The sequence below is a fragment of the Erysipelothrix aquatica genome (assembly GCF_009828825.1).
GTDB classification, from domain to species: domain Bacteria; phylum Bacillota_I; class Bacilli_A; order Erysipelotrichales; family Erysipelotrichaceae; genus Erysipelothrix; species Erysipelothrix aquatica_A.
The window spans coordinates 283019-301825 of sequence record NZ_WTTA01000003.1 but is presented as its reverse complement, the minus strand read 5'-3'; the positions used below and the strand labels follow the sequence as shown (position 1 = coordinate 301825).

General features: G+C 35.7%; 21 protein-coding genes. All 21 read left to right on the top strand.

The features are described from left to right. Positions 1–174: 174 nt before the first annotated feature. The 21 genes from GVV22_RS07395 (at position 175) to GVV22_RS07295 (ending at position 18801) form a co-directional block, all read left to right on the top strand. Positions 175–1299, top strand: a complete 1125-nt coding sequence (locus GVV22_RS07395; RefSeq protein ID WP_159649489.1) for a hypothetical protein — start codon at positions 175–177, stop codon at positions 1297–1299. A 123-nt stretch (positions 1300–1422) separates the two neighbouring features. Next, on the top strand, positions 1423–1716 hold the full coding sequence (locus GVV22_RS07390) for a hypothetical protein (RefSeq protein ID WP_159649488.1): 294 nt from the start codon (positions 1423–1425) through the stop codon (positions 1714–1716). Further along, entirely contained in the window at positions 1703–2065 is a 363-nt protein-coding gene (locus GVV22_RS07385; protein ID WP_159649487.1) for a hypothetical protein, read from the top strand. Before GVV22_RS07390 ends, GVV22_RS07385 begins: the two co-directional genes overlap by 14 nt. After that, positions 2046–2585, top strand: a complete 540-nt coding sequence (locus GVV22_RS07380) for a hypothetical protein (RefSeq protein WP_159649486.1) — start codon at positions 2046–2048, stop codon at positions 2583–2585. Before GVV22_RS07385 ends, GVV22_RS07380 begins: the two co-directional genes overlap by 20 nt. After that, positions 2582–2800 (top strand): hypothetical protein, encoded by a 219-nt coding sequence (locus GVV22_RS07375; protein ID WP_159649485.1) that lies wholly within the window; start codon positions 2582–2584, stop codon positions 2798–2800. Before GVV22_RS07380 ends, GVV22_RS07375 begins: the two co-directional genes overlap by 4 nt. Before the next feature lies 1 nt (position 2801). Further along, a complete protein-coding gene (locus tag GVV22_RS07370) occupies positions 2802–3446 on the top strand; it encodes a ParA family protein (protein WP_159649484.1) in 645 nt (214 codons plus the stop codon). Next, positions 3443–4255, top strand: a complete 813-nt coding sequence (locus GVV22_RS07365) for a ParB/RepB/Spo0J family partition protein (protein WP_159649483.1) — start codon at positions 3443–3445, stop codon at positions 4253–4255. The genes GVV22_RS07370 and GVV22_RS07365 overlap by 4 nt, the downstream gene beginning before the upstream one ends. A gap of 198 nt (positions 4256–4453) precedes the next feature. Next, entirely contained in the window at positions 4454–4735 is a 282-nt protein-coding gene (locus GVV22_RS07360; protein WP_159649482.1) for a hypothetical protein, read from the top strand. Continuing rightward, the gene (locus GVV22_RS07355) at positions 4732–5178 is read left to right on the top strand and encodes a single-stranded DNA-binding protein (RefSeq protein WP_159649481.1); all 447 of its coding nucleotides are present in this window, start codon (positions 4732–4734) and stop codon (positions 5176–5178) included. Before GVV22_RS07360 ends, GVV22_RS07355 begins: the two co-directional genes overlap by 4 nt. Before the next feature lie 115 nt (positions 5179–5293). Then, positions 5294–6385: a hypothetical protein gene (locus tag GVV22_RS07350; protein ID WP_159649480.1), complete on the top strand. Its 1092-nt coding sequence runs from the start codon at positions 5294–5296 to the stop codon at positions 6383–6385. Positions 6386–6523: 138 nt separating this feature from the next. After that, on the top strand, positions 6524–10690 hold the full coding sequence (locus GVV22_RS07345) for a SpaA isopeptide-forming pilin-related protein (RefSeq protein ID WP_159649479.1): 4167 nt from the start codon (positions 6524–6526) through the stop codon (positions 10688–10690). A 25-nt stretch (positions 10691–10715) separates the two neighbouring features. After that, complete coding sequence (locus GVV22_RS07340) at positions 10716–11615, top strand: immunoglobulin-like domain-containing protein (RefSeq protein ID WP_159649478.1); 900 nt, start codon at positions 10716–10718, stop codon at positions 11613–11615. 13 nt (positions 11616–11628) lie between these two features. Further along, positions 11629–11967 carry a hypothetical protein gene (locus GVV22_RS07335; RefSeq protein ID WP_159649477.1) on the top strand — a complete coding sequence of 113 codons (339 nt, stop codon included), beginning with the start codon at positions 11629–11631 and terminating at the stop codon, positions 11965–11967. 18 nt (positions 11968–11985) lie between these two features. Then, complete coding sequence (locus GVV22_RS07330; RefSeq protein ID WP_159649476.1) at positions 11986–13626, top strand: hypothetical protein; 1641 nt, start codon at positions 11986–11988, stop codon at positions 13624–13626. After that, entirely contained in the window at positions 13623–13967 is a 345-nt protein-coding gene (locus GVV22_RS07325; RefSeq protein WP_159649475.1) for a hypothetical protein, read from the top strand. Before GVV22_RS07330 ends, GVV22_RS07325 begins: the two co-directional genes overlap by 4 nt. Further along, positions 13954–14508 carry a hypothetical protein gene (locus tag GVV22_RS07320; protein WP_159649474.1) on the top strand — a complete coding sequence of 185 codons (555 nt, stop codon included), beginning with the start codon at positions 13954–13956 and terminating at the stop codon, positions 14506–14508. The genes GVV22_RS07325 and GVV22_RS07320 overlap by 14 nt, the downstream gene beginning before the upstream one ends. After that, positions 14505–16358 (top strand): VirB4 family type IV secretion system protein, encoded by a 1854-nt coding sequence (locus GVV22_RS07315; protein WP_159649473.1) that lies wholly within the window; start codon positions 14505–14507, stop codon positions 16356–16358. The genes GVV22_RS07320 and GVV22_RS07315 overlap by 4 nt, the downstream gene beginning before the upstream one ends. Before the next feature lie 36 nt (positions 16359–16394). After that, positions 16395–16553: a hypothetical protein gene (locus GVV22_RS07310; RefSeq protein WP_159649472.1), complete on the top strand. Its 159-nt coding sequence runs from the start codon at positions 16395–16397 to the stop codon at positions 16551–16553. Between the two features lie 318 nt (positions 16554–16871). After that, a complete protein-coding gene (locus GVV22_RS07305; RefSeq protein ID WP_159649471.1) occupies positions 16872–17468 on the top strand; it encodes a hypothetical protein in 597 nt (198 codons plus the stop codon). A 29-nt stretch (positions 17469–17497) separates the two neighbouring features. Then, positions 17498–17881: a hypothetical protein gene (locus GVV22_RS07300; protein ID WP_159649470.1), complete on the top strand. Its 384-nt coding sequence runs from the start codon at positions 17498–17500 to the stop codon at positions 17879–17881. Next, entirely contained in the window at positions 17878–18801 is a 924-nt protein-coding gene (locus GVV22_RS07295; protein ID WP_159649469.1) for a M23 family metallopeptidase, read from the top strand. Before GVV22_RS07300 ends, GVV22_RS07295 begins: the two co-directional genes overlap by 4 nt. Positions 18802–18807: the final 6 nt, after the last annotated feature.

The following is an 18807-nucleotide window of genomic DNA, read 5'->3' as shown; positions in this document are numbered from 1 at the left end:
CATGCCTGTTACAAACATAGTATACGACAAATTAAACGCCAAATCAAACAGTTTAAACATAAAATGAATGAAATTAATTGAAATTTTCGAAATATAAAAAGAAGACGCGTCCCGTGTTCCCATATTTATACCGAGATAGTACAGAGAACTAAATGGAAGGAATTGAAAGCATCTATGTCAAAATCATTAACTGGAGAACTTACTGTAAGAGTAAACAATGAGAATCTACCAATAGAGGTAGTATATTCTCGACCTGTTCCTACAAGAAATCTAAAGGCACTCATTAAATCTAATTTTGGATCAAAAAGACTTGTTAAGGCGAGCTGGAAGACGAATGCTTGTAAAGCAGATATCGATAAAATGGTAAACGAGTACATTACTTATCAGAATTCTTCAAAGAAACGTGATTATAGTAAAGTTCGTGATAATGGTAAGACATACCAAAGTATCCAGGGTTGGATGTTTAGAGTTATGATTGACCACCATCTTGGAAACACTGGAATTAAGAAATTTGCGGATACATTGATGAAGTCTTTTGCATCAGGTGAAAATCTTGCTTATGTCGTATTTGAATCTTTTGAAGGTGAAAAAGGACGATACTTAGATTTTTGGGTTTCGGACTATGAATATTTCGATACAGTAAAATTAATTGTCAGAAAGCGTACATATACTCAATATCGAAACAAGCTCACTAACGCCTATTGCAAGAAAGATGATGAAAATGCAGTGCTTGCTTTCAAAAAAGGTGATGTGATCAACGATAAAAATGGTAAACCAATAACGGACGAGGTACATTTTTCATCAAGAAAAGTACAGTGCCTGGATAGACAAATCAGTTATGTATATAACGACTTAAGGGAATCAGTCATAACTACCTATAAACAACTAGGAAGTAGTCGTAGACCCATCTGGCAATTTCAAAGATACCGTATATATTGGTTCAACAATGCAAAACTCAACAAAATCTATCAACGAATTAATCGTATTCAGATTGAGATAGAAACAGAATTGAATAAGTATGCCATTCGGGAAATGATTGAGGTTCCATTTGATCCAAATACGATGGTAGGTAACAACTATCGGACACATGAAGAAGTACCTTATCGATTGAGTGCTAAAGGAAAACGTCTGAAGAGTATATTTAAACGATATGAATACGCATTTAAACAACACGAGTTTACAGGGTTGGATGGAACAACGAAAAAAATGATTAAGACAAGTCTTGGAAGAAATACAATTTTGGATAATATCAACGAATTAAAAGAGCGTTTTAATAAAGATATTGAAGCATATATTTAGAAGAGGAGAATTTATGCAGGAAAGTAACGAAATCAAAAAGCAACAGAATACGTTAAATAAAATGAATTGTGATGAATTTCTAAATAAACTAATTGAAAATAGTTGGGAGAAAGAGGATTTACGATGATAGAAAGAACAGCTAAAAATGGACACAAAATTGTTGAAGTAAGCCATCTTGAAGCACACATTTTAAGATGGGGCAATATATGTGATAAATGTAACGCACCACTAATCGCAGAGCGTTTTTACATTCCAGTGCTTAACTATGGAGTATGTGGTGAATGTAGTTCTATCTGGGGGAATACTGCTTCATTCTTTAAAGAAGATATTCCATTCGAACAATCAGCGATTAATGTACTTAAAACAATTGGTCTTAATTATGAGGTTGAGGGTAGAGATAATTATGAATCGATTTAAATGGATTGTGCCACCAAATACAGATAGTACTAATACTGGTATTACGCATGGAAATACTAAAGCGCACATATTCGAAACAGATAGCGGAAACTCATTATGTAAAAGATATTCTATACACACTTTGAGTCTAAGCAAACATGATGAAATTGATAACTTCGATTGGGATTATGTTTGTAAAAGATGTTTGAAAAAAGCATCACCTGAAGGAGAAATGTTTTGTAGACGTTGTGGTTGTGACTGGCTACATGCATGTGATGGTGGATGTATGTGGGTTGAAGAAGGATTATGCAGTGCATGTATAAGTGAAAAGGACATAAGGAGATTGAAAAATGACAAATCAATTATCTAAAGTAATTACGGGTATATCGTATGGAGAACCAGTTATAAATGAAAACCCATTATGGCAAAAAATTATCGTTGGAGGACTACTATTAGTTGGTGTTTCAGTAGTGATAGTTTTAGTTATCACTGGCATCGAAAAGGTAGTGGAATATTTTAAAGAGCAAAGTAGAGCGAATGAGAAAATCACTCGACTAAATATTGAGGTAATCAATAGATTCTTTATGAACCATCAGTATAAAGTTTCTGAACCAGTTAGTGTGTATAGTGATACCTATAATAGTGATGATCACAACATAACGTTTAGCAAGTATGGTATCCATCTTGAAGACAAGGTAAATACGGATTGGAATGTATTTATGCCACTTGATTTTATTGCATTTATTATGCGTGAGTCAGTGGTGGTTAATATCGAGTTATGTAATGATGAAAAAATTTCAATGATTTATAACAGTCCAGAAGAAAGCAAACAGAAAATGAATGAAATAATGCAAGCACTATATTCAATTAGTACGGAGGAACAATCATGAGTCAAAAGATTCAAAAAGAACTAAGTGGCGTTAGAATTGATACAACATCGAATCAACTTAAAGCACCACGAATGAAAATACCATTTATGCTAACACGAGATGATAAAAATATTAGTCTCTCGTTGGGTGATCCAAAAACTGGATTATTACTTTCAGTTGATATTAAGTCTATTGCAAAAGAACTTTTAGAAATACTAAGTCAGGAGACGAACTAACATGACAAACATTACTAATCAAATGAAACCACTTGGAAAAATCATTGCTGTTGCCAATCAAAAAGGTGGAGTTGGTAAAACAACAACAAGTATCAACCTATCAACGGGATTAGCTAATTTGGGATATAAAGTGCTATTGAAAGATGCGGATACTACAGGGTCTGCTACACTGTGGTTTGATAATATTTATTCATCTTTACTAGATGGTGAATCAGTTCCTTTTGATTTTGAAATTGCAAATAAAACATCATTATCACGAAATCGTGAAAAATATGATTTTGTAATTATTGATACGCCACCACAAGAAACTATGATTATGGATGCATCCATAAAGGTAGCGGATTATGTTGTAATTCCTACCGCGCCAACATCTCTTGATATTGATCGTGTTATTGAAATCTTGAGATTGATTGAGGACAAGCCTTGTAAAGTACTTTTAACACAAATTAAGGTCAATACGATAACCTATCGTGCAGCACGTGAAATGTTTGAAGACCAGGATATAGATTTCTTCAATACAGGAATTGCACACCGTGAAGCGGTTATCCATAGCATTGGACAATTACCAAACGATGATGCAATGCGTGACTATCGAATGATAGTGAATGAGCTGTTAGTAGATTTAGATTGTGAGGTAAATTCATGAGTAAATCAAATATTGAGAAATCAGGGTTAGGAATTATTAAGTTTGATAGAAAAGAACCGATTAGATCAACGCGAGACATAATGAATGATAATGGGGATAGTGAATATCTTGATTTACATGTTGATGATATTGTGCCTAATATTAATAATCCATATCCAGTTAATGAACTAGAAGAACTTATCGAATCTATTAAATTATATGGGCTTCAACAAAATCTCGTTGTTAAACCAAATGATGATGGAAACTATGATATCTTTGCAGGACACAAACGATATACTGCAATACGAAAAATTCTTGATGAAGATACCAAACATGAATATGTACATTTAGAAACAGTTAAGTGTCTTGTACTTAGTAAAAGTGAGAATGACATCATATCCCATATCAGGAAACATGAAACCAATACCCTTGCACGCTCACTGCTTAAAATGAGCGATGAAGAAAAGTTGGAAGTTGTGGAAGATTTCATGTACTGGCTTGATAAAGCACGGTCTGAAAACCTAGAAATTAATGGAAAACCTATAAAGGGGAAAACTCGTGATATCGTTGCAGAGCGCTTTGGTATCAGCACAGGTAAAGCAGGTGAAATCATATCTCTAGTTAAAAATAAAGAGATGGGTGCCAAATCTGGCACCCCCCCTGAAATCAGTGATGAAGCAAAAGCCTATCGCTCGGGAGTTAAAATCACAAAACAATTAAATAAAATATACGATGAACTTGTTGAAATTACCGAAACCGATAATTCTCTACTCGAAAGTCATCGAAATGAAATCAAAAGATGGTTTACAACTATAGAAGAATTATTGTAATTGAAGTAAGGGGACAAAATTGTCCCCCCCTACAAAAATAACTAGGTGTTGATATTATCTGAGACAATCATTCATACTCTTCTCGCTAGTCATGTATTGAGACTAGATTGAGTTAAGAGGAGACATAATTAAACATTGGGGCATTAACGTATGACACGTTCTCATATCGCGCCAATATACAAGTTGAAGGAGAACTTTATGTTTAAAGTAAATCGAAAAAGTGATATCAAACTAAGCAAAACTATGTTAGAAGTAATTACAGAACGTGAATCAGTGAGTATTCCATTACGGATTATTCATTATTTACAGTTTACAAAGCGTTCATTTGGAAGCAAAGACGGGACAGATGTTATCAGGCTTTTCAATGAAAACCATGTTGAGTTATATGCTATCCAATTTGCTCATGTTAGTATTGCAGAACAAACAAATGAAGCATTAAAAATGATAATTCAAAATCGAGAGGAGAAAAATTTGTTATGAGAAACGTATCATTAACTGGAACAATTTTTAAAGACATGAAATATTATGAAGGTGTTGGAAACAAAAAATCAATGATGCAGATTACGGTTTCTACTCGTAATAACTTCAAAGGACAAGATGGAAAATTTGGATATACTTATGTAAGTTGTCGCACTTGGGGTCATCAAGCAGACTTTATAAATAAATATTTTAAAGAGGGTACTGCCGTTGAAATTCAAGGAACATTAGAGCAGTCATCATGGTCTAAAGAGTCCGGCGAAAAAATGTATGACTGGTATGTCAAAATCGACTCTATCGGTTTTGGCGTGAAGGACTTCGTTAAAGGAAATATTCAACCTGAATACAATAATTCTCATGAAGTAGGTGTTATATCAAAAGAACAGGAATCATCTATTACAGATGACCTTGATGAGTACATGAAACGTCAAGGCAACACACGATGAAATTGATTACAGTCTTTATAACATCTATAATATAGATACAATGTAAATAGAATATTGAAATGAGTATGGATATAGAAAAAGGGATTCATTATAAATAAACCCACGGGAGGGGCAAATGAAAAATATTAAACAATGGTTTTCTACCAAAAACGGAAAAATAATTACTGGTGTAGCAGTTGTTGCTGTAATTTTAAGTGGAATTACAATTGCAGCACTCTTACAAAATAAATCAGTGGACTATCAATTGGAGTACGCGGGTAAAGATAACGCAAATATTGTTGTAGAATATGGATCATCAATTAAGAATGAAGATATTACATCGAAATTTGTTCTTAAAGGAAATGGTGAACTCGTTGATACAAACATATTTACAATCTCGGTAGATTCAATTAAATCGGATACAGTCTCGTACAAAATGACGGATAAACAACGATTAACAATGGCAACTGCAGACATTATTGATTTATATGAGTTTCATCTTGCTAATATGAACGAAAATGGTGATGGTCAACCAACTAAATATGAAGTCAAGGCATTTGATGGGGCTAAGGAAATCGCGTCAACATCCTTTGATGTTATTGTAGTGGATACTGTAGCACCAACGATTGATCCAATCGAAGACATTGAAACTGAAATCGGCACACCAATTGAATTTACAAACAAATTCAAAGCTAAAGACCCTGTAGACGGAGACATCGAAGTTAAAGTCGAAGGTGACGTTGATTATTCAGTTGCTGGTACAACAGAACTTAAAGCAGTTGCAATCGATAAGCATGGAAATAAAACCGAGCTTGCATTCAATGTGATCGTCAAAGATAAAGAAGCAGAAGAATCACTTCCAGAAACCGGTAATGATGGAAACACTTCATCAAATAATGGTGGTACATCAAATGGCGGTGGATCAAGCAATGGTGGTGGATCAACAAGTAATGGAAACTCATCAAACGGCGGTGGCTCAAGCAATGGTGGCGGTTCGAACGCTGGTGGAGGAAATACAACTCAACCAGAAAAACCAAAACCAGTTGAACCAACTAAACCTACATATCAACCCGGTGACTCCTTAGGAGATGGTCTTTACTTTTATCACGATTATGGAACTTATGAAGGTTGTAATGCAGTAATGCATGATGTGAAAGAAGAACACTTTAGAGAGTGGAAAAGTAATATTTGCTTTTCAGATGGAATAATGGGTTATAGAAAACGATAAGAGCGAGAAATCGCTCTTTTTTATTGGGAAGGGGTAAAGTCATGTATGTGTGTCGAAAGGGTAGAAGCCCTTAATGTAGTAAATCAATAAACTTGGATGCCGAAAGGCATCTTTTCTTTTATCAACTAGGAGGAAAATATGAAAAAGAAACTAAGTAAATTGAGTTTATCATTATTGATGATATTTAGTAGTTTTGCAGTATTTGCACAACCACTAAGTGCTGATAACACGGAGGTCTATTCAAATGAAGACCATAGTGTAATTGTTGAAACGACAAGAACACAGTCAAAAGATGGGGTTGGTCTTGAATTCGCAACGAATACTGATGAAAAAATTGTCGTTGATGACATTCAACACAATCAAGAAAGCATAAAGAGTGGTGACTATAAATACTCTTATGTTGTTGGAAAGAATGGTGACTATAAATTCACTGTGAAATATTCACAAACATTATTACTTGAAGAAGCTAATAAAGAACCCAAAGAAGTGTTACGTGAGTCGCAGTTTGAATTTACTGTTCAAGTGACCGATGTAAAAGACACTGCATCTGAAGAAACAATTGAGCAAAATGTATCTGAAGAAGTCCAAGGAACGGAAACACCTGAAGCTGTTATTGTTCCGATTAATGAAGAAAAAGTAACTCCTTCGGATTGGGGACTTCCAAACATTGAAAATGCCCCATACGTACAAGAGGGTCATACGATTAAAGAAGTTTCTAATCAACCATTAGGGCGTGACTATATTGAAACGTTACCAGATAACTACCGAGTTCATTACATTAGCGAAACAGGGCAATGGGTTGTCTATGAAGATGCACATTATTCATATTCTATAGCTCAATCAACACGTGCTAAACGGTCACTTGGTAACCAAGTAACAACAGGAGCTAGTTTATCAAAAGGTACTTCATTCTATTGGGTTGCAGATCCATCATTCTATTTCACAGATATTGAGTTTAAAGAAATATATGTGAATGGTGAATTGGGTCAATGTTTGGAACCAAGTGTCTTGAATGTTTCTACAGGAAACGCTCAAACGTTTGATTTGGAAAACGCAGGTGCTATCAGAGTAATGGATGGACGTTTGACATTCACATTGTCGAGTGCGGCTCAAGAACGTATTGTGTTAATTTCAAACTATGGAACTGATGCATGGACTAAACAAGCGATGGTGTATGAAGCCATTGGATGGGTGTTCAGTAGTTATGGTACAGGTGGAAGACCAGATATTGAGGGAACTAACTATCGAATTGCAAACCATACAACAGTACCATCATGGGACGGTCAGACGCGCCAAGTTAAAATAGGGGAAATTATTGACCTAAGCGATCCAGTACTAAGTGATTTTGAATTAGTAAAATGGGATGGAATGGATTTACTTGAAAATTCAGGGACAACACTGAAACTAAGAGTTCGCGAAAAGAATGGATTAATCAGACTTGTAAAGAAATCTAGTATCGGAGAGGGAACCCCATTCGTAGCAACAGACGGTTCAAGTCAAAAAGTAGCCGTGGGTAGATTGAATGACCCGGTAGATACATTTATCGAGTTTGAAGCACCACTTGTCGATATCTTAGTTACTAAAAAGGACACAAATGGTAATCCAGTAGCTGGCGGTGTCATTGAATATTCATACTCATCAGACTTTAGCGGTCAAGTATGGAGTAAGACAACAGATGCAAATGGACAGTTCACAACATCGGGTTGGGAACCAGGACTCAAAATGTACTTCCGTGAAAAATCAATGCCTGCACCAATCATTATTGATACGACTATTAAGTCACATCTAATCAAAGATGAAGGCAACACCATTGATATCGTTAATAGCATTGCTAAAGGACGTATTGAAGCCACTAAGGTGGACCAACATGGTAAAGCTGTAGCAGGTGCTAAGTTCAATCTTGTAAAGTCAAATGGAACTACAGTTGCTAATGCAGTGTCAAATGCACAAGGGAAAATGATTTTTGATAATCTTGACCTTGGAACATATTACTTGGAAGAAACAGAAGTACCTAATGGTCTTGTACTCGACAAGACACGACATGAAATTAAGATTGAATACGCTAACCAAACAACACCTATTGTTGTCATTGGTAAGACAATCGAAAACAAATACCAACTTACTGATGTAACATTCACTAAAGAAGAAGATACACTGGATAGTTTCTTCCCTGAAAATCATGGTAAAAAACTTGAAGGCGTTGAACTTGGAATTTACGCACGAAGTGACGTGTATCAAGGTGAAACACTTGTTTGGAATGCAGGAGACCTTGTTGGCAAACGTGTTACAAACAGTGCAGGACAAGTCACATGGCACAATGTAGCGCAAGGCGAATACCTCGTACAAGAATTAAAGACAATTGAAGGATATCAATTATTCGATGGCCACTGGGATGTTGATGTACTTTATGATGGAAACAACCCAACTGTAGCAGTAACTAAAGTAGGACAAACAATTACGAACTCCGCAATCTATGGAAGTGTTGAACTTGTTAAATCAAATGGAACAGGAACTGCACGACTAGAAGGCGCAGAATTCGGACTCTACCGAAGCAGTGATGACAAGTTACTTGGAACATATACTTCAGATGAAGATGGACGTATTAATGTTGATAATCTTCGTTATTCAACAAACAACGGGTACTACTTTAAAGAACTAAAAGCGCCTTATGGATACTGGATCAATGAAAGCAAAATTTACTTTGATATCACAAGCCAAGGTCAAACTAAGTATCTTATCGCACCTAACGCACTGATTGAAGTTCATATTGAAGCACATAAAGTCAATGAAGACGGATTACCACTTGAAGGTGTTGGTTTCAAAATTAGAAATACACAATCAGGTGAGTTTGTAACGCTTCGCTATGCAGAGAGTAAAGAAATCATCCATGAAGACATTTGGTATACCGATGTAAATGGTGGTCTCTTCACGCGCGGTTTATTAACTGCAGGTGAATATGAACTTGTTGAAGTTGCACCATTACCAGGATATCAACCAATCGCACCGATTAAATTTACAGTTGACGATCAACAAACGTATATCGACCTAGGTGATTTGGTTGGTCTATCATTAGATACTGGTGAAATCGTCAATGAATGGAATCGCGGAAATATTGAAATTCTAAAACTTGACAAGGATACGAAAGCACCACTTCAAGGATGGGGCTTCAATCTCTACGATGCAAACAACATTCTTCTTGGATACTATGAAACAGGTGAAGATGGAAAAATAGTCGTCGAGAACGCTCGATACGGACTTTACACTGTTGAAGAAATTAAAGTAAATGGTGATTATGGAATCGACCCTGAAAACAACAAACAACAAATATTCGTTGAAGAACATGGTAAGACCTATACAGTCACATTTGAAAACAAACATGCAGATATTAAAACAAAGGCATCATTTGTGGAACGTGATAAAGAAACACCTAATATGGTCACCATTGTTGATAGAGTTTCATACTCCGATTTATGGGTAGGTAAAGAATACTCACAAGAAGGGTTCTTAATGATTAAAGAAACAAACTCACCATTGTTGATTAATGGAGAGCGTGTCACAGCAACAACAAAGTTCACTCCAACGACTAAAGATGGATTTGTTGACCTATACTTTACATTCGACCAAAATGCCCTTAACGGCCAGACAATCGTTGTATTTGAAACACTTAAACGTGATGGTATCGATGTTGTTGTTCATCATGATATTAATGACATCGATCAAACACTAAATCTTATTACAGTGCGAATTAATAAGGTTGATGAAAAAACATTAGAGCCTTTGGCAAATGCAGAGTTTACACAGTCCGATTTAGACGGAAATATTATTGCCGTCAAACAAAGTGGGCTAGATGGAATTGTTGATTTTGAAATATTCGAAGGTGAAACATTGGATCACTTTGAATCTGCAGCACCTGCAGGTTACAAACTAAGTGATGAAGTCGTACGGGTTACTGGTGAAAAAGGACTGGATGGTAACTTATATTCCATTGTATATACCAATGAACACCTTCCTGCAGGACTTGTAGCAACAGGACTTGATAACAATATTTTCAACTTCGGTATTGTACTACTAATACTTGGTGCAGTGGTGATGTTATTCGCACAACGAAATGGCATCTTACAATTTTCACAGCACGTATTTAGTGAACACGGATCAAGTCGAGCAAATTGGAAAACGGCTAACAAACATGCTGATGATAATGGTATCCGTCTTGATAAGAAATATGAAGATATTGAAAAGACACACAAATCAAAACATGATGAAATACCATCAAAACGAAAACCGATTGATGAAAATCATTCATAGAAGAGAGGAGGACGAGCGCGTAACAATGCGCGCTCACATTTTTATGGAGTTAAAAAAAATAGGTTATCCATTATTACTTATGTTAGTCATATTAAGTGGATGTTCAACCCGTGACCGCAAAGGGGATAACGTCATATTTATTGATGATGAAACGATTGAGTTTAGCGAAGACTTTCTACCATGCTCGTTAGTGAAAGAAGTAGAGAATGTCGCCATTACACCCAGTATGATTAGTACAGAAAAACCAATCATTGATATGGGAACTAAGAAAAATGTTACATGTAATACAAAACACGTAACAAAAAAATTAGGAACCATTGACTATACATACACGTATGACCGCAATGAATATGTTAAAAGTATTGTATTTGTTGATACAACGCCACCAACTATCACTGCGAACGATACCTACAAAGTCAAGGTAGGTAACGAGTATTTTGATTTAAGAAAGGTGATTGAAGTCACTGATAATGATACGGAAACGCCGAAAGTGGCTTATTCAGGAACAGTTGATGTAAATACAGTAGGAACTTATGTCGTTGTTGTAAAAGCAATTGATAGATCAAACAATACGACTTCAAAAACTATTACGGTTGAAGTTGTTGCGGAAGATATACCAGATATCTATAAAGAACCGGAAACACCCAATACGTCGTCTTCCGATAGTTCAAATAATGTTACGCCTTCAGTACCTATTCCACCTACAGGTGGTGCAAGCACTACGAACCCGCCTGCATCGACATTTAAGCCGTCACAACGCGACTTTATGTTTAAACAGGGTGAAGATGCAAGTGTTCAGTTTAATGCTTGTATGGGCTATTTAAATGAACAAGCGCAAGCAGGATATCACGGTGTTGGAAACTGCATTTTAATTACTGATTCTAATACCAAACTGAATACAGGTTACCGTGCTGTATTCGATTAACAAGGAGAAAAATATGAATAAAATAGAAAAACGAATTAAGCGTATCGCTACGACAGTAAGCGTATTTACTGTCACATTTTTGACATCAACCCAAGTAGTTTCCGCGATTGATGTAACAGTATCTGGTGGCGAAGAACTACCAGAGTTCATAAAAAATATCACCAACATTGCCTTACCAGTGACATTTGGTATCACAGCACTTGCACTTCTTGTTTCATGGATATCATGGAATGGAAAAGACGAAGAAGAAAAAGCAGCAAGACCATTTACCAAAACACTCCGTATGTATGTGATTGGTTTGGTCTCGCTTGCAATTGGTTTTATCATCTTAAAAATGTTCAATATTGGATAAAGGAAGGAGTGATTCATTATGGAAGATTGGATGAGAGAGTTCTTTTTTGCATTGATTAAGCTTCCACTTATCTTGTGTGACTGGATATATGACATCATGATCACCTTATTCGGCTTGAAGTTGGAAGATACACAAGTATTCAAAGATTATCAAAAAGTTCTTTTCGTATATATTACATTATTCGTAATTATTCGACTTTTAATCCTATATGGTCAGCATCTTTTGAATGAAGAGGAGCTTGATATTGCCGAATTTATGAAACGAATATTCTTGGTGTTTATGGCAGTCGTAGGGCTTCCATTCATGCTATCAGTCTTATTTGTTGGTTCACGTAGCTTTAATGACATTAGTCAATCAATAGTTGGAAATGATGTTTCTATGAAGCCAAGTGCATTGATTGTTAATTCGATAGCTGGTGCAGAACTAAAAAGTGATGTTAATCAAATGACTAACAATGGAAATGAAGTCACGTCGGTTAATGATGTAGATATTAACTTAGTCGGAGCAGATGGAGAGTATGTTTATTTTAAAGGGTGGGATGGAATGTTCTTCGGAATCATCATATCTGTTATCATCCTTGTACTCTTTGGAAATATTGGTGTAAGTTTTTTGATGAAGTTTAGTTTAGTTCTCATGAATATTATCATTGCAGGATATCCAATAGCTTCACTTATTGATAAAAAAAGTACATCCTTTGCTATTTGGATAAAGGGAGTTGCTGCAGACTTAATGACATGTGCAGGTATCATCTTCTTATTAAAGTTTGTTTTCGAATTACTTGGAATCAAAGAAATCACAAACCTAAATGGTATTTATCAGATAGCAATGCTTGGGGGCTTACTATTGGCAATCACTGGTATTGAGTCGATACTGACTAAGATGTTTGGGGGGACAGATACATCAGGACGTGCAATGCAAAAACTAGCGAACTTTAGACAAGCTACTCGAGGATTAGGAACACTTATCGCAGGAGCAGGAGCAGTAGTGGGGGCTTCTGCAATGGGTGGACTAAGTGCAATGTCTCAAAAAGTAGGACAAGCACTCGGTGGGGCATCAATGAGCAATATGTCACAGATGGGTTTACTGGCTTCAGGTGCTAGCTCTGGAGTTGGTGGAGCTAGTGGTTCTGGTGTTTTAAATACTGGATTTCAAGGTGGTTCTAACGCATCAAGTGAAGCTCCTACCAATACATTAGATACTGGTTGGAATGGAAGTACTCAACGATCGAGTGGTAGTCCACAAAATGAAGCTTCATTCACGACAGGTAATGATGGTCGTGTGCGAGGTAGTTTAGAAGGTGACAATGGCTTCATGTCAATGAACTCCAACCAAGCAGACCGTACGTCAGATACACTTGAATCTCTCGGATCACAATACACAAACAAACATGAAGATAGGTCAAGTGGGAGTAGTGAAAATGATGGAAGAATGAGTCGCGATGGGTCTTTTGCAAGAAAATTTGCGGACAAAGTTAACACACTTGAAGGTGGTAGTCGTATGCTTGGAAATGTTGCAGTGAATACAAGTAGAAGTCTATATAAAATGAGTGCATCACGTTATGACCAAACAGCATTTAGAAAAGTTTCGCGTGGTGTACAAAATTTAGCGAAAGACACTCAACCATCACGAAACAATGAAAATAATAGGGAACGATTATGAGTAAGCGAGTTGTAACAAGTAGATACCCAATTCCAAAGAACTTCAAGCGCGGGAGTTTGATAGGTGGGAAATATCGAAAGTCTGATATGACTGCAATCATACTTTCTGCCGTATGGGTGTTTGCACTCATTCTCGTATATTCATTCATTTTTGTATGGGATATTTGGTCTCTCGTACTTATGATTATACCGCCTGTTGTGGTTTATATTCTAACAATGCCAGATGCTTACCATCACAACTTTTTAGAATATCAAAAAACACGACTACGTTATGGTATTCGACATAAACGATTCTTTAATGTCGTCGATAGTAGAAAGGATAATGATTATGAAAAAAAATAAAAAAATTAAAACACTCAATGATTTTCTTGAAATTGAGACAATCGCACAAGATCATGTTGTTTTGAAAGATAGCACAATTTTGGCTGGACTAAAAATCGAACCAAAAGATTTGCTTGTTGCTAGTGATGATGAAGCAAGACTTGTATTATCTCGATTAAAAAATGCGGGAGATGCCATGAACTTTGAAGTTGATTGGGGCTTTGTATTTGTTCCAAACAACTACAGCTTTATCGAAAACCCGTTGAGAGAGCAATATTATGACCCTGAAACGAGTTTAGAACAACAACTTATTATTGAAGCAGACCTACAGAAGTTAGCTGCGCAATCAAGAAATCAATACAAACTAGAGTTTCATGTAACAATCCAAGGCAGTGAAGACCTTGTTATGCGAAATTTAGAAAAAATGATGGACGAATTAAAACGTGCATTACCCTGCAGTGTGTTAAAAGAACAGGATTATTTAAATGCGATTAATTACTACTTTGACGTGGATAATTACCAATTAACATTCTCAGCATACAAAGGAGAACAACTATCATGAATGGATCAACTTATATAGATGGAGTAAAAAACATATTCCATCGAAATACGATGCAATACTTCGAAGAAGGTCGTGACTACTACGCAATTAATGATACCTATTATTCTTTGCTTGTGGTCACTCAATTTCCGGATGAATCTTATTTCGGGATGTTTAATGATTGGGGTAATAAGCAATACATAAAATGCTTCATCAAAACGAAGCCCTCTGAATTAGATTTACGCACGCATTTAACGCGTGAAGTTAAGGCGATCGAGCAGAAACACAGAAATGCAAATTATGCACGTGAGAAAGCGCTAGAAGAGGAGTACCGTAAACAATTGGAATCAATTAATGAGTTTATTGCCTCTTTAAGTCATTCGCGCGATAAAACCCTGGATGTTTCAGTCGCATTTATTGTTAGTCATTCAGAAAAAAAAGAAATGGAAATCATGCGTAAGGAGCTTGGTTCATCTTTGCTTAATGACGGATGTCGAACTTATGTACCTAAATATACACAGGTATCTTTCCTAAAATACTTTATCCCTTTCTTCTCTTCGAGAAAAGCATTAACAACAATGCAAGAGTTCAACATTGGAAACCCAATTGGTAGTAGTGCTTTTGCAATAGGATATCCGTTTGTATTTGTTGAAAAGAAAGACATCAACGGTTTTTTATACGCACATGAAATTAATACCAAAGGTTCAATTCTATGGAATCCGTCACTTTACTTTGAAGACGAGGACATCGCTGTTGAACAAAATATCCTGGATGGAAATATTGTATTGATTGGGAGTCGAGGTAGCGGAAAGACTACAGATATGTTCTTAATCATTAGAAAAGCTATAAGAAACAAGCATTTCATTATGTGGATTGATCCAGAAAATACCAATAAGAAATACACATTAAACAATGGCGGTAGCTACTTTGAGTTCGGAAGTGACACATTTATGTTTAATCCCTTTCACTTGATCCGTGTATCAAATGATAACGAGGATGAAGAAATCAAGTACGAAGCTATGTGGAACACGGAAATGGCAATAAACCAAGCAATCGACCATTTAAAGAGTATTCTACGATTGTATCAGAAAGAAATTACAGATAATGCATTAAGTAAGGTCGGGGAAATTGCGCGTCTTACTTATGAAGCAAAGGGTATTACAGATAGTGAACTTTTCGATAAGTTTGATGCAACAGACTTTCCGACATTATCTGATTTTGCGGAAATCTTAGATAATGCGATTAAAGAAATATCAAGTGATCGAGAAAGCCTCAACTATACTGCTCTTGAAGAACTTAGACTGAAAATTACACCGATGATGGAAGAACACAAGCATTATTTTGATGGCCATACAACTGTAGACATTGAGTTGAGACCAGGGAATATGATTGGAATTGGTACAAAGAATTTGTATATGAAAGAACAGCTTCAAGATGCATTGTACTTTATCATTTATAATCATGCGTTTAACTACTGCTTGGATAAAGATGTAACTTCAACATTTATTTATGATGAAGCACACACCAATCTAAATCGCCCAATGACCCGTGATTTACTGGATACCTTTACTAGACGATCCCGAAAATACTTAAATCATTGTGTCATTGGAAGTCAAGAAGTCTTAGATTACGAAGATGAAAATGGTAATGCAGGTATTATTAATAACTCGTCTTATATCGTCATTAAGCATTTACAGAATGAAAACTCATTCACCGCATTAAAACGCATTATTGGAGCTAGTGATGATGAGATTGCCATTATGCGCTCGTTTACACGTGGGGATAGTCTTTTTATCGCTGGTAATCAAAAATACTTCACCCATACATTGCTAAGTGATCGCGAAAAATTTGAAAAAGGAAATAACTATTAAATGTTGGATGATACCTCTTCTTAGAAAGGAAATCGTATGAAACATAAAAAGGGAATTTCAATCGTAGTGATTGGAATAATTTTATTGTTGGCATCATTTTACCTAAACATTTTTTCAAATGTTGATTTATTATCATTTATTCTCATGTGGATCGCTATTTATATAATCTTCATGGGGCTTATTTTACGAGAATGACTTAATGAGAAAAATGAAACTTAGAAAGACGATTGAAGGTAAGAAAAACACTAAAGTGTGAGTTGAACTTATCACTTAAAGAGGGGGGAGTAAAGAATGAGGAAAAAAACTTATGCCATTGTAATCGGTATACTTTTACTAATTTTTTCTATGATTGTGTATTCCGTGGGGTTTGGTGATGTTGCTGCATCTATACCTATATTTATTGGTATTATACTTATTTGCTTTATCTTTTATAATGAATGATTTCAACTAATGACTTATTACGACTGTAATTAGTTACCGCGGTATAGGTTATCGTGTTAGAAAGGACTTTTAATGTACAAATATAATCTAGCATATTCGCAAATTGAATTGAATGAAGATTACAAACCGAATAGAAAAGATGTGATGGCGCTATTCTTGAAAAAGACAGCCCGCATTCTAATAAGTTTCTCATTATTAACAATACTCTTTACTACTAGGGACTATTTCTGGATTCAACCCAGAGAAATCGTTGTATTAGAATTTAATCCTTATAAAGTATTTAACACACTATCAATCTTGCTATTAACTAATAGCATTGTAGCTTGCGTAATGGCAATTATTATTGATCATTTAATCGGAATAAAAATGACAAGGTTGCATGTGTTTGAAGTGTTTTTAGTATTGATTGGGGCCATATTTTTTGCTTTTTGGATTCCTTACCTAGATTTAGCAAGTATTCTCCTAATGTACAGTATGATACTAGGAAAACCTTGCTACGTCTTATTGAGAGATGGATGGGTAGTTATGAAACTAATTCAGAGAAATTGGGCTTTTACTGATGAAGAAAAAGAAGTTATAAGACTTAATAATTGGTTATCAAACAGGATGTATCCAAATCTTAGACTTTCTAAAATTGTCAGTGAGTATCGTAGTGAAGATGGAAGCTAAGCATCTAAAAATGAAAAGGAGGGTTTGAAATGAGTTTACTAATTAGTGTCTTGGGAATGATATCAATCTGCGGTATCTCATTAGTTGTGAGTCATCAAGTGTTAAAATCAAACGAGAATATTAGAGTGAATGATATCTTTAAACAAAGGCAATTTATATTAGTCTTTATTCAAGTTGTCGCTTTGTACATACTTTTTACCTTTTTCTATTCGGTTTCTCCAGTAGAAAGTTCAGTCATTACATTGGGCTTAATAAGTCTATTAATTTCAAATACTTTATTAATGATGAGCAGTCGACAACATCCTTATGAACCATATGGAATGTCAATGTTAATGAAGGTGGCTTTATGTTTATGGGTACTTAATATGATTCGTATCGTAATTGAGCAATTGGTTGGAGGTCTTGGACTATGAAAAAAATTGGAATGATTGCAGCGATTGCATTGTTAATGATTGTCCCAATTTTTGGTGTAGTACAATCTTTCCTTGAACCGATAGAAGCTGTAGGAAATGTACTTCAGAGTGTGGGTGATTTCTTCACCGGAGAAAATGAGATAACTCGGCTTATTGATAGTCAAATTAAGAATAACGGTGAAAAAACATATGAGCTTCTAAAACGAGTGGGTGAAAAGACAAGTGGAACAGGTATTAAAAACAATGAAATTGTAATTCCACTTTGGCTAAGTGGCGTTGTCATACCCAATGATGAGTTACTAGATACGATGATAGCAAAAAGAATGAATTCGGAAACCAAAGAGCTTGTACCGGTTTATGACTATGTAGATTCGTTGAGGAGCATCGAAACTTTTAAATCGATGTTTAATGTGTTGAGTACATCAACAATCGTAGAGTATATCGAATACTATGAACATCGATTAGATCGAAGTGGTATTGATGTAAATGGTGTAAAGGGGTGGATACTTCCACTTCGCGAACAAATAGTTCTTGGTGATGGAGTTGGATGGTATGCACCGTTTGGAAAGCTTGTTGAGCATAACGGACTGGATATGATTTACAATCACAAAAATATTTGTGAAGAACCTATTTATGCAGCACAAGAGGGAACTGTAGTTTCTGCAGGGAATGTATGGGGAAATAGTTATGATGGTGGCCGAGGATACCATTTAGAAGTGCAAACACCAGAAGGTCTTATTGTTCGATACTTTCACTTTGCGTTTCCAACCCCATATAGTGTGGGTGATCGAGTTGAAAAGGGTTCGATGATTGGAAACGTTGGGTCAACAGGATTGAGTACAGGTTGCCATCTTCATCTCGAAGTAAGAGACCAGAACTGGAACGTGTTGGATCCACTCGATATATTGCCATTCAATTAGAAGTAC

Coding starts and splice junctions, on each gene's coding strand:
- GVV22_RS07345 (WP_159649479.1), top strand. CDS start 6,524: ATGAAAAAGAAACTAAGTAAATTGAGTTTATCATTATTGATGATATTT.
- GVV22_RS07370 (WP_159649484.1), top strand. CDS start 2,802: ATGACAAACATTACTAATCAAATGAAACCACTTGGAAAAATCATTGCT.
- GVV22_RS07365 (WP_159649483.1), top strand. CDS start 3,443: ATGAGTAAATCAAATATTGAGAAATCAGGGTTAGGAATTATTAAGTTT.
- GVV22_RS07305 (WP_159649471.1), top strand. CDS start 16,872: ATGTACAAATATAATCTAGCATATTCGCAAATTGAATTGAATGAAGAT.
- GVV22_RS07340 (WP_159649478.1), top strand. CDS start 10,716: ATGCGCGCTCACATTTTTATGGAGTTAAAAAAAATAGGTTATCCATTA.
- GVV22_RS07385 (WP_159649487.1), top strand. CDS start 1,703: ATGAATCGATTTAAATGGATTGTGCCACCAAATACAGATAGTACTAAT.
- GVV22_RS07335 (WP_159649477.1), top strand. CDS start 11,629: ATGAATAAAATAGAAAAACGAATTAAGCGTATCGCTACGACAGTAAGC.
- GVV22_RS07310 (WP_159649472.1), top strand. CDS start 16,395: ATGAAACATAAAAAGGGAATTTCAATCGTAGTGATTGGAATAATTTTA.
- GVV22_RS07330 (WP_159649476.1), top strand. CDS start 11,986: ATGGAAGATTGGATGAGAGAGTTCTTTTTTGCATTGATTAAGCTTCCA.
- GVV22_RS07350 (WP_159649480.1), top strand. CDS start 5,294: ATGAAAAATATTAAACAATGGTTTTCTACCAAAAACGGAAAAATAATT.
- GVV22_RS07360 (WP_159649482.1), top strand. CDS start 4,454: ATGTTTAAAGTAAATCGAAAAAGTGATATCAAACTAAGCAAAACTATG.
- GVV22_RS07320 (WP_159649474.1), top strand. CDS start 13,954: ATGAAAAAAAATAAAAAAATTAAAACACTCAATGATTTTCTTGAAATT.
- GVV22_RS07315 (WP_159649473.1), top strand. CDS start 14,505: ATGAATGGATCAACTTATATAGATGGAGTAAAAAACATATTCCATCGA.
- GVV22_RS07300 (WP_159649470.1), top strand. CDS start 17,498: ATGAGTTTACTAATTAGTGTCTTGGGAATGATATCAATCTGCGGTATC.
- GVV22_RS07325 (WP_159649475.1), top strand. CDS start 13,623: ATGAGTAAGCGAGTTGTAACAAGTAGATACCCAATTCCAAAGAACTTC.
- GVV22_RS07395 (WP_159649489.1), top strand. CDS start 175: ATGTCAAAATCATTAACTGGAGAACTTACTGTAAGAGTAAACAATGAG.
- GVV22_RS07375 (WP_159649485.1), top strand. CDS start 2,582: ATGAGTCAAAAGATTCAAAAAGAACTAAGTGGCGTTAGAATTGATACA.
- GVV22_RS07355 (WP_159649481.1), top strand. CDS start 4,732: ATGAGAAACGTATCATTAACTGGAACAATTTTTAAAGACATGAAATAT.
- GVV22_RS07295 (WP_159649469.1), top strand. CDS start 17,878: ATGAAAAAAATTGGAATGATTGCAGCGATTGCATTGTTAATGATTGTC.
- GVV22_RS07380 (WP_159649486.1), top strand. CDS start 2,046: ATGACAAATCAATTATCTAAAGTAATTACGGGTATATCGTATGGAGAA.
- GVV22_RS07390 (WP_159649488.1), top strand. CDS start 1,423: ATGATAGAAAGAACAGCTAAAAATGGACACAAAATTGTTGAAGTAAGC.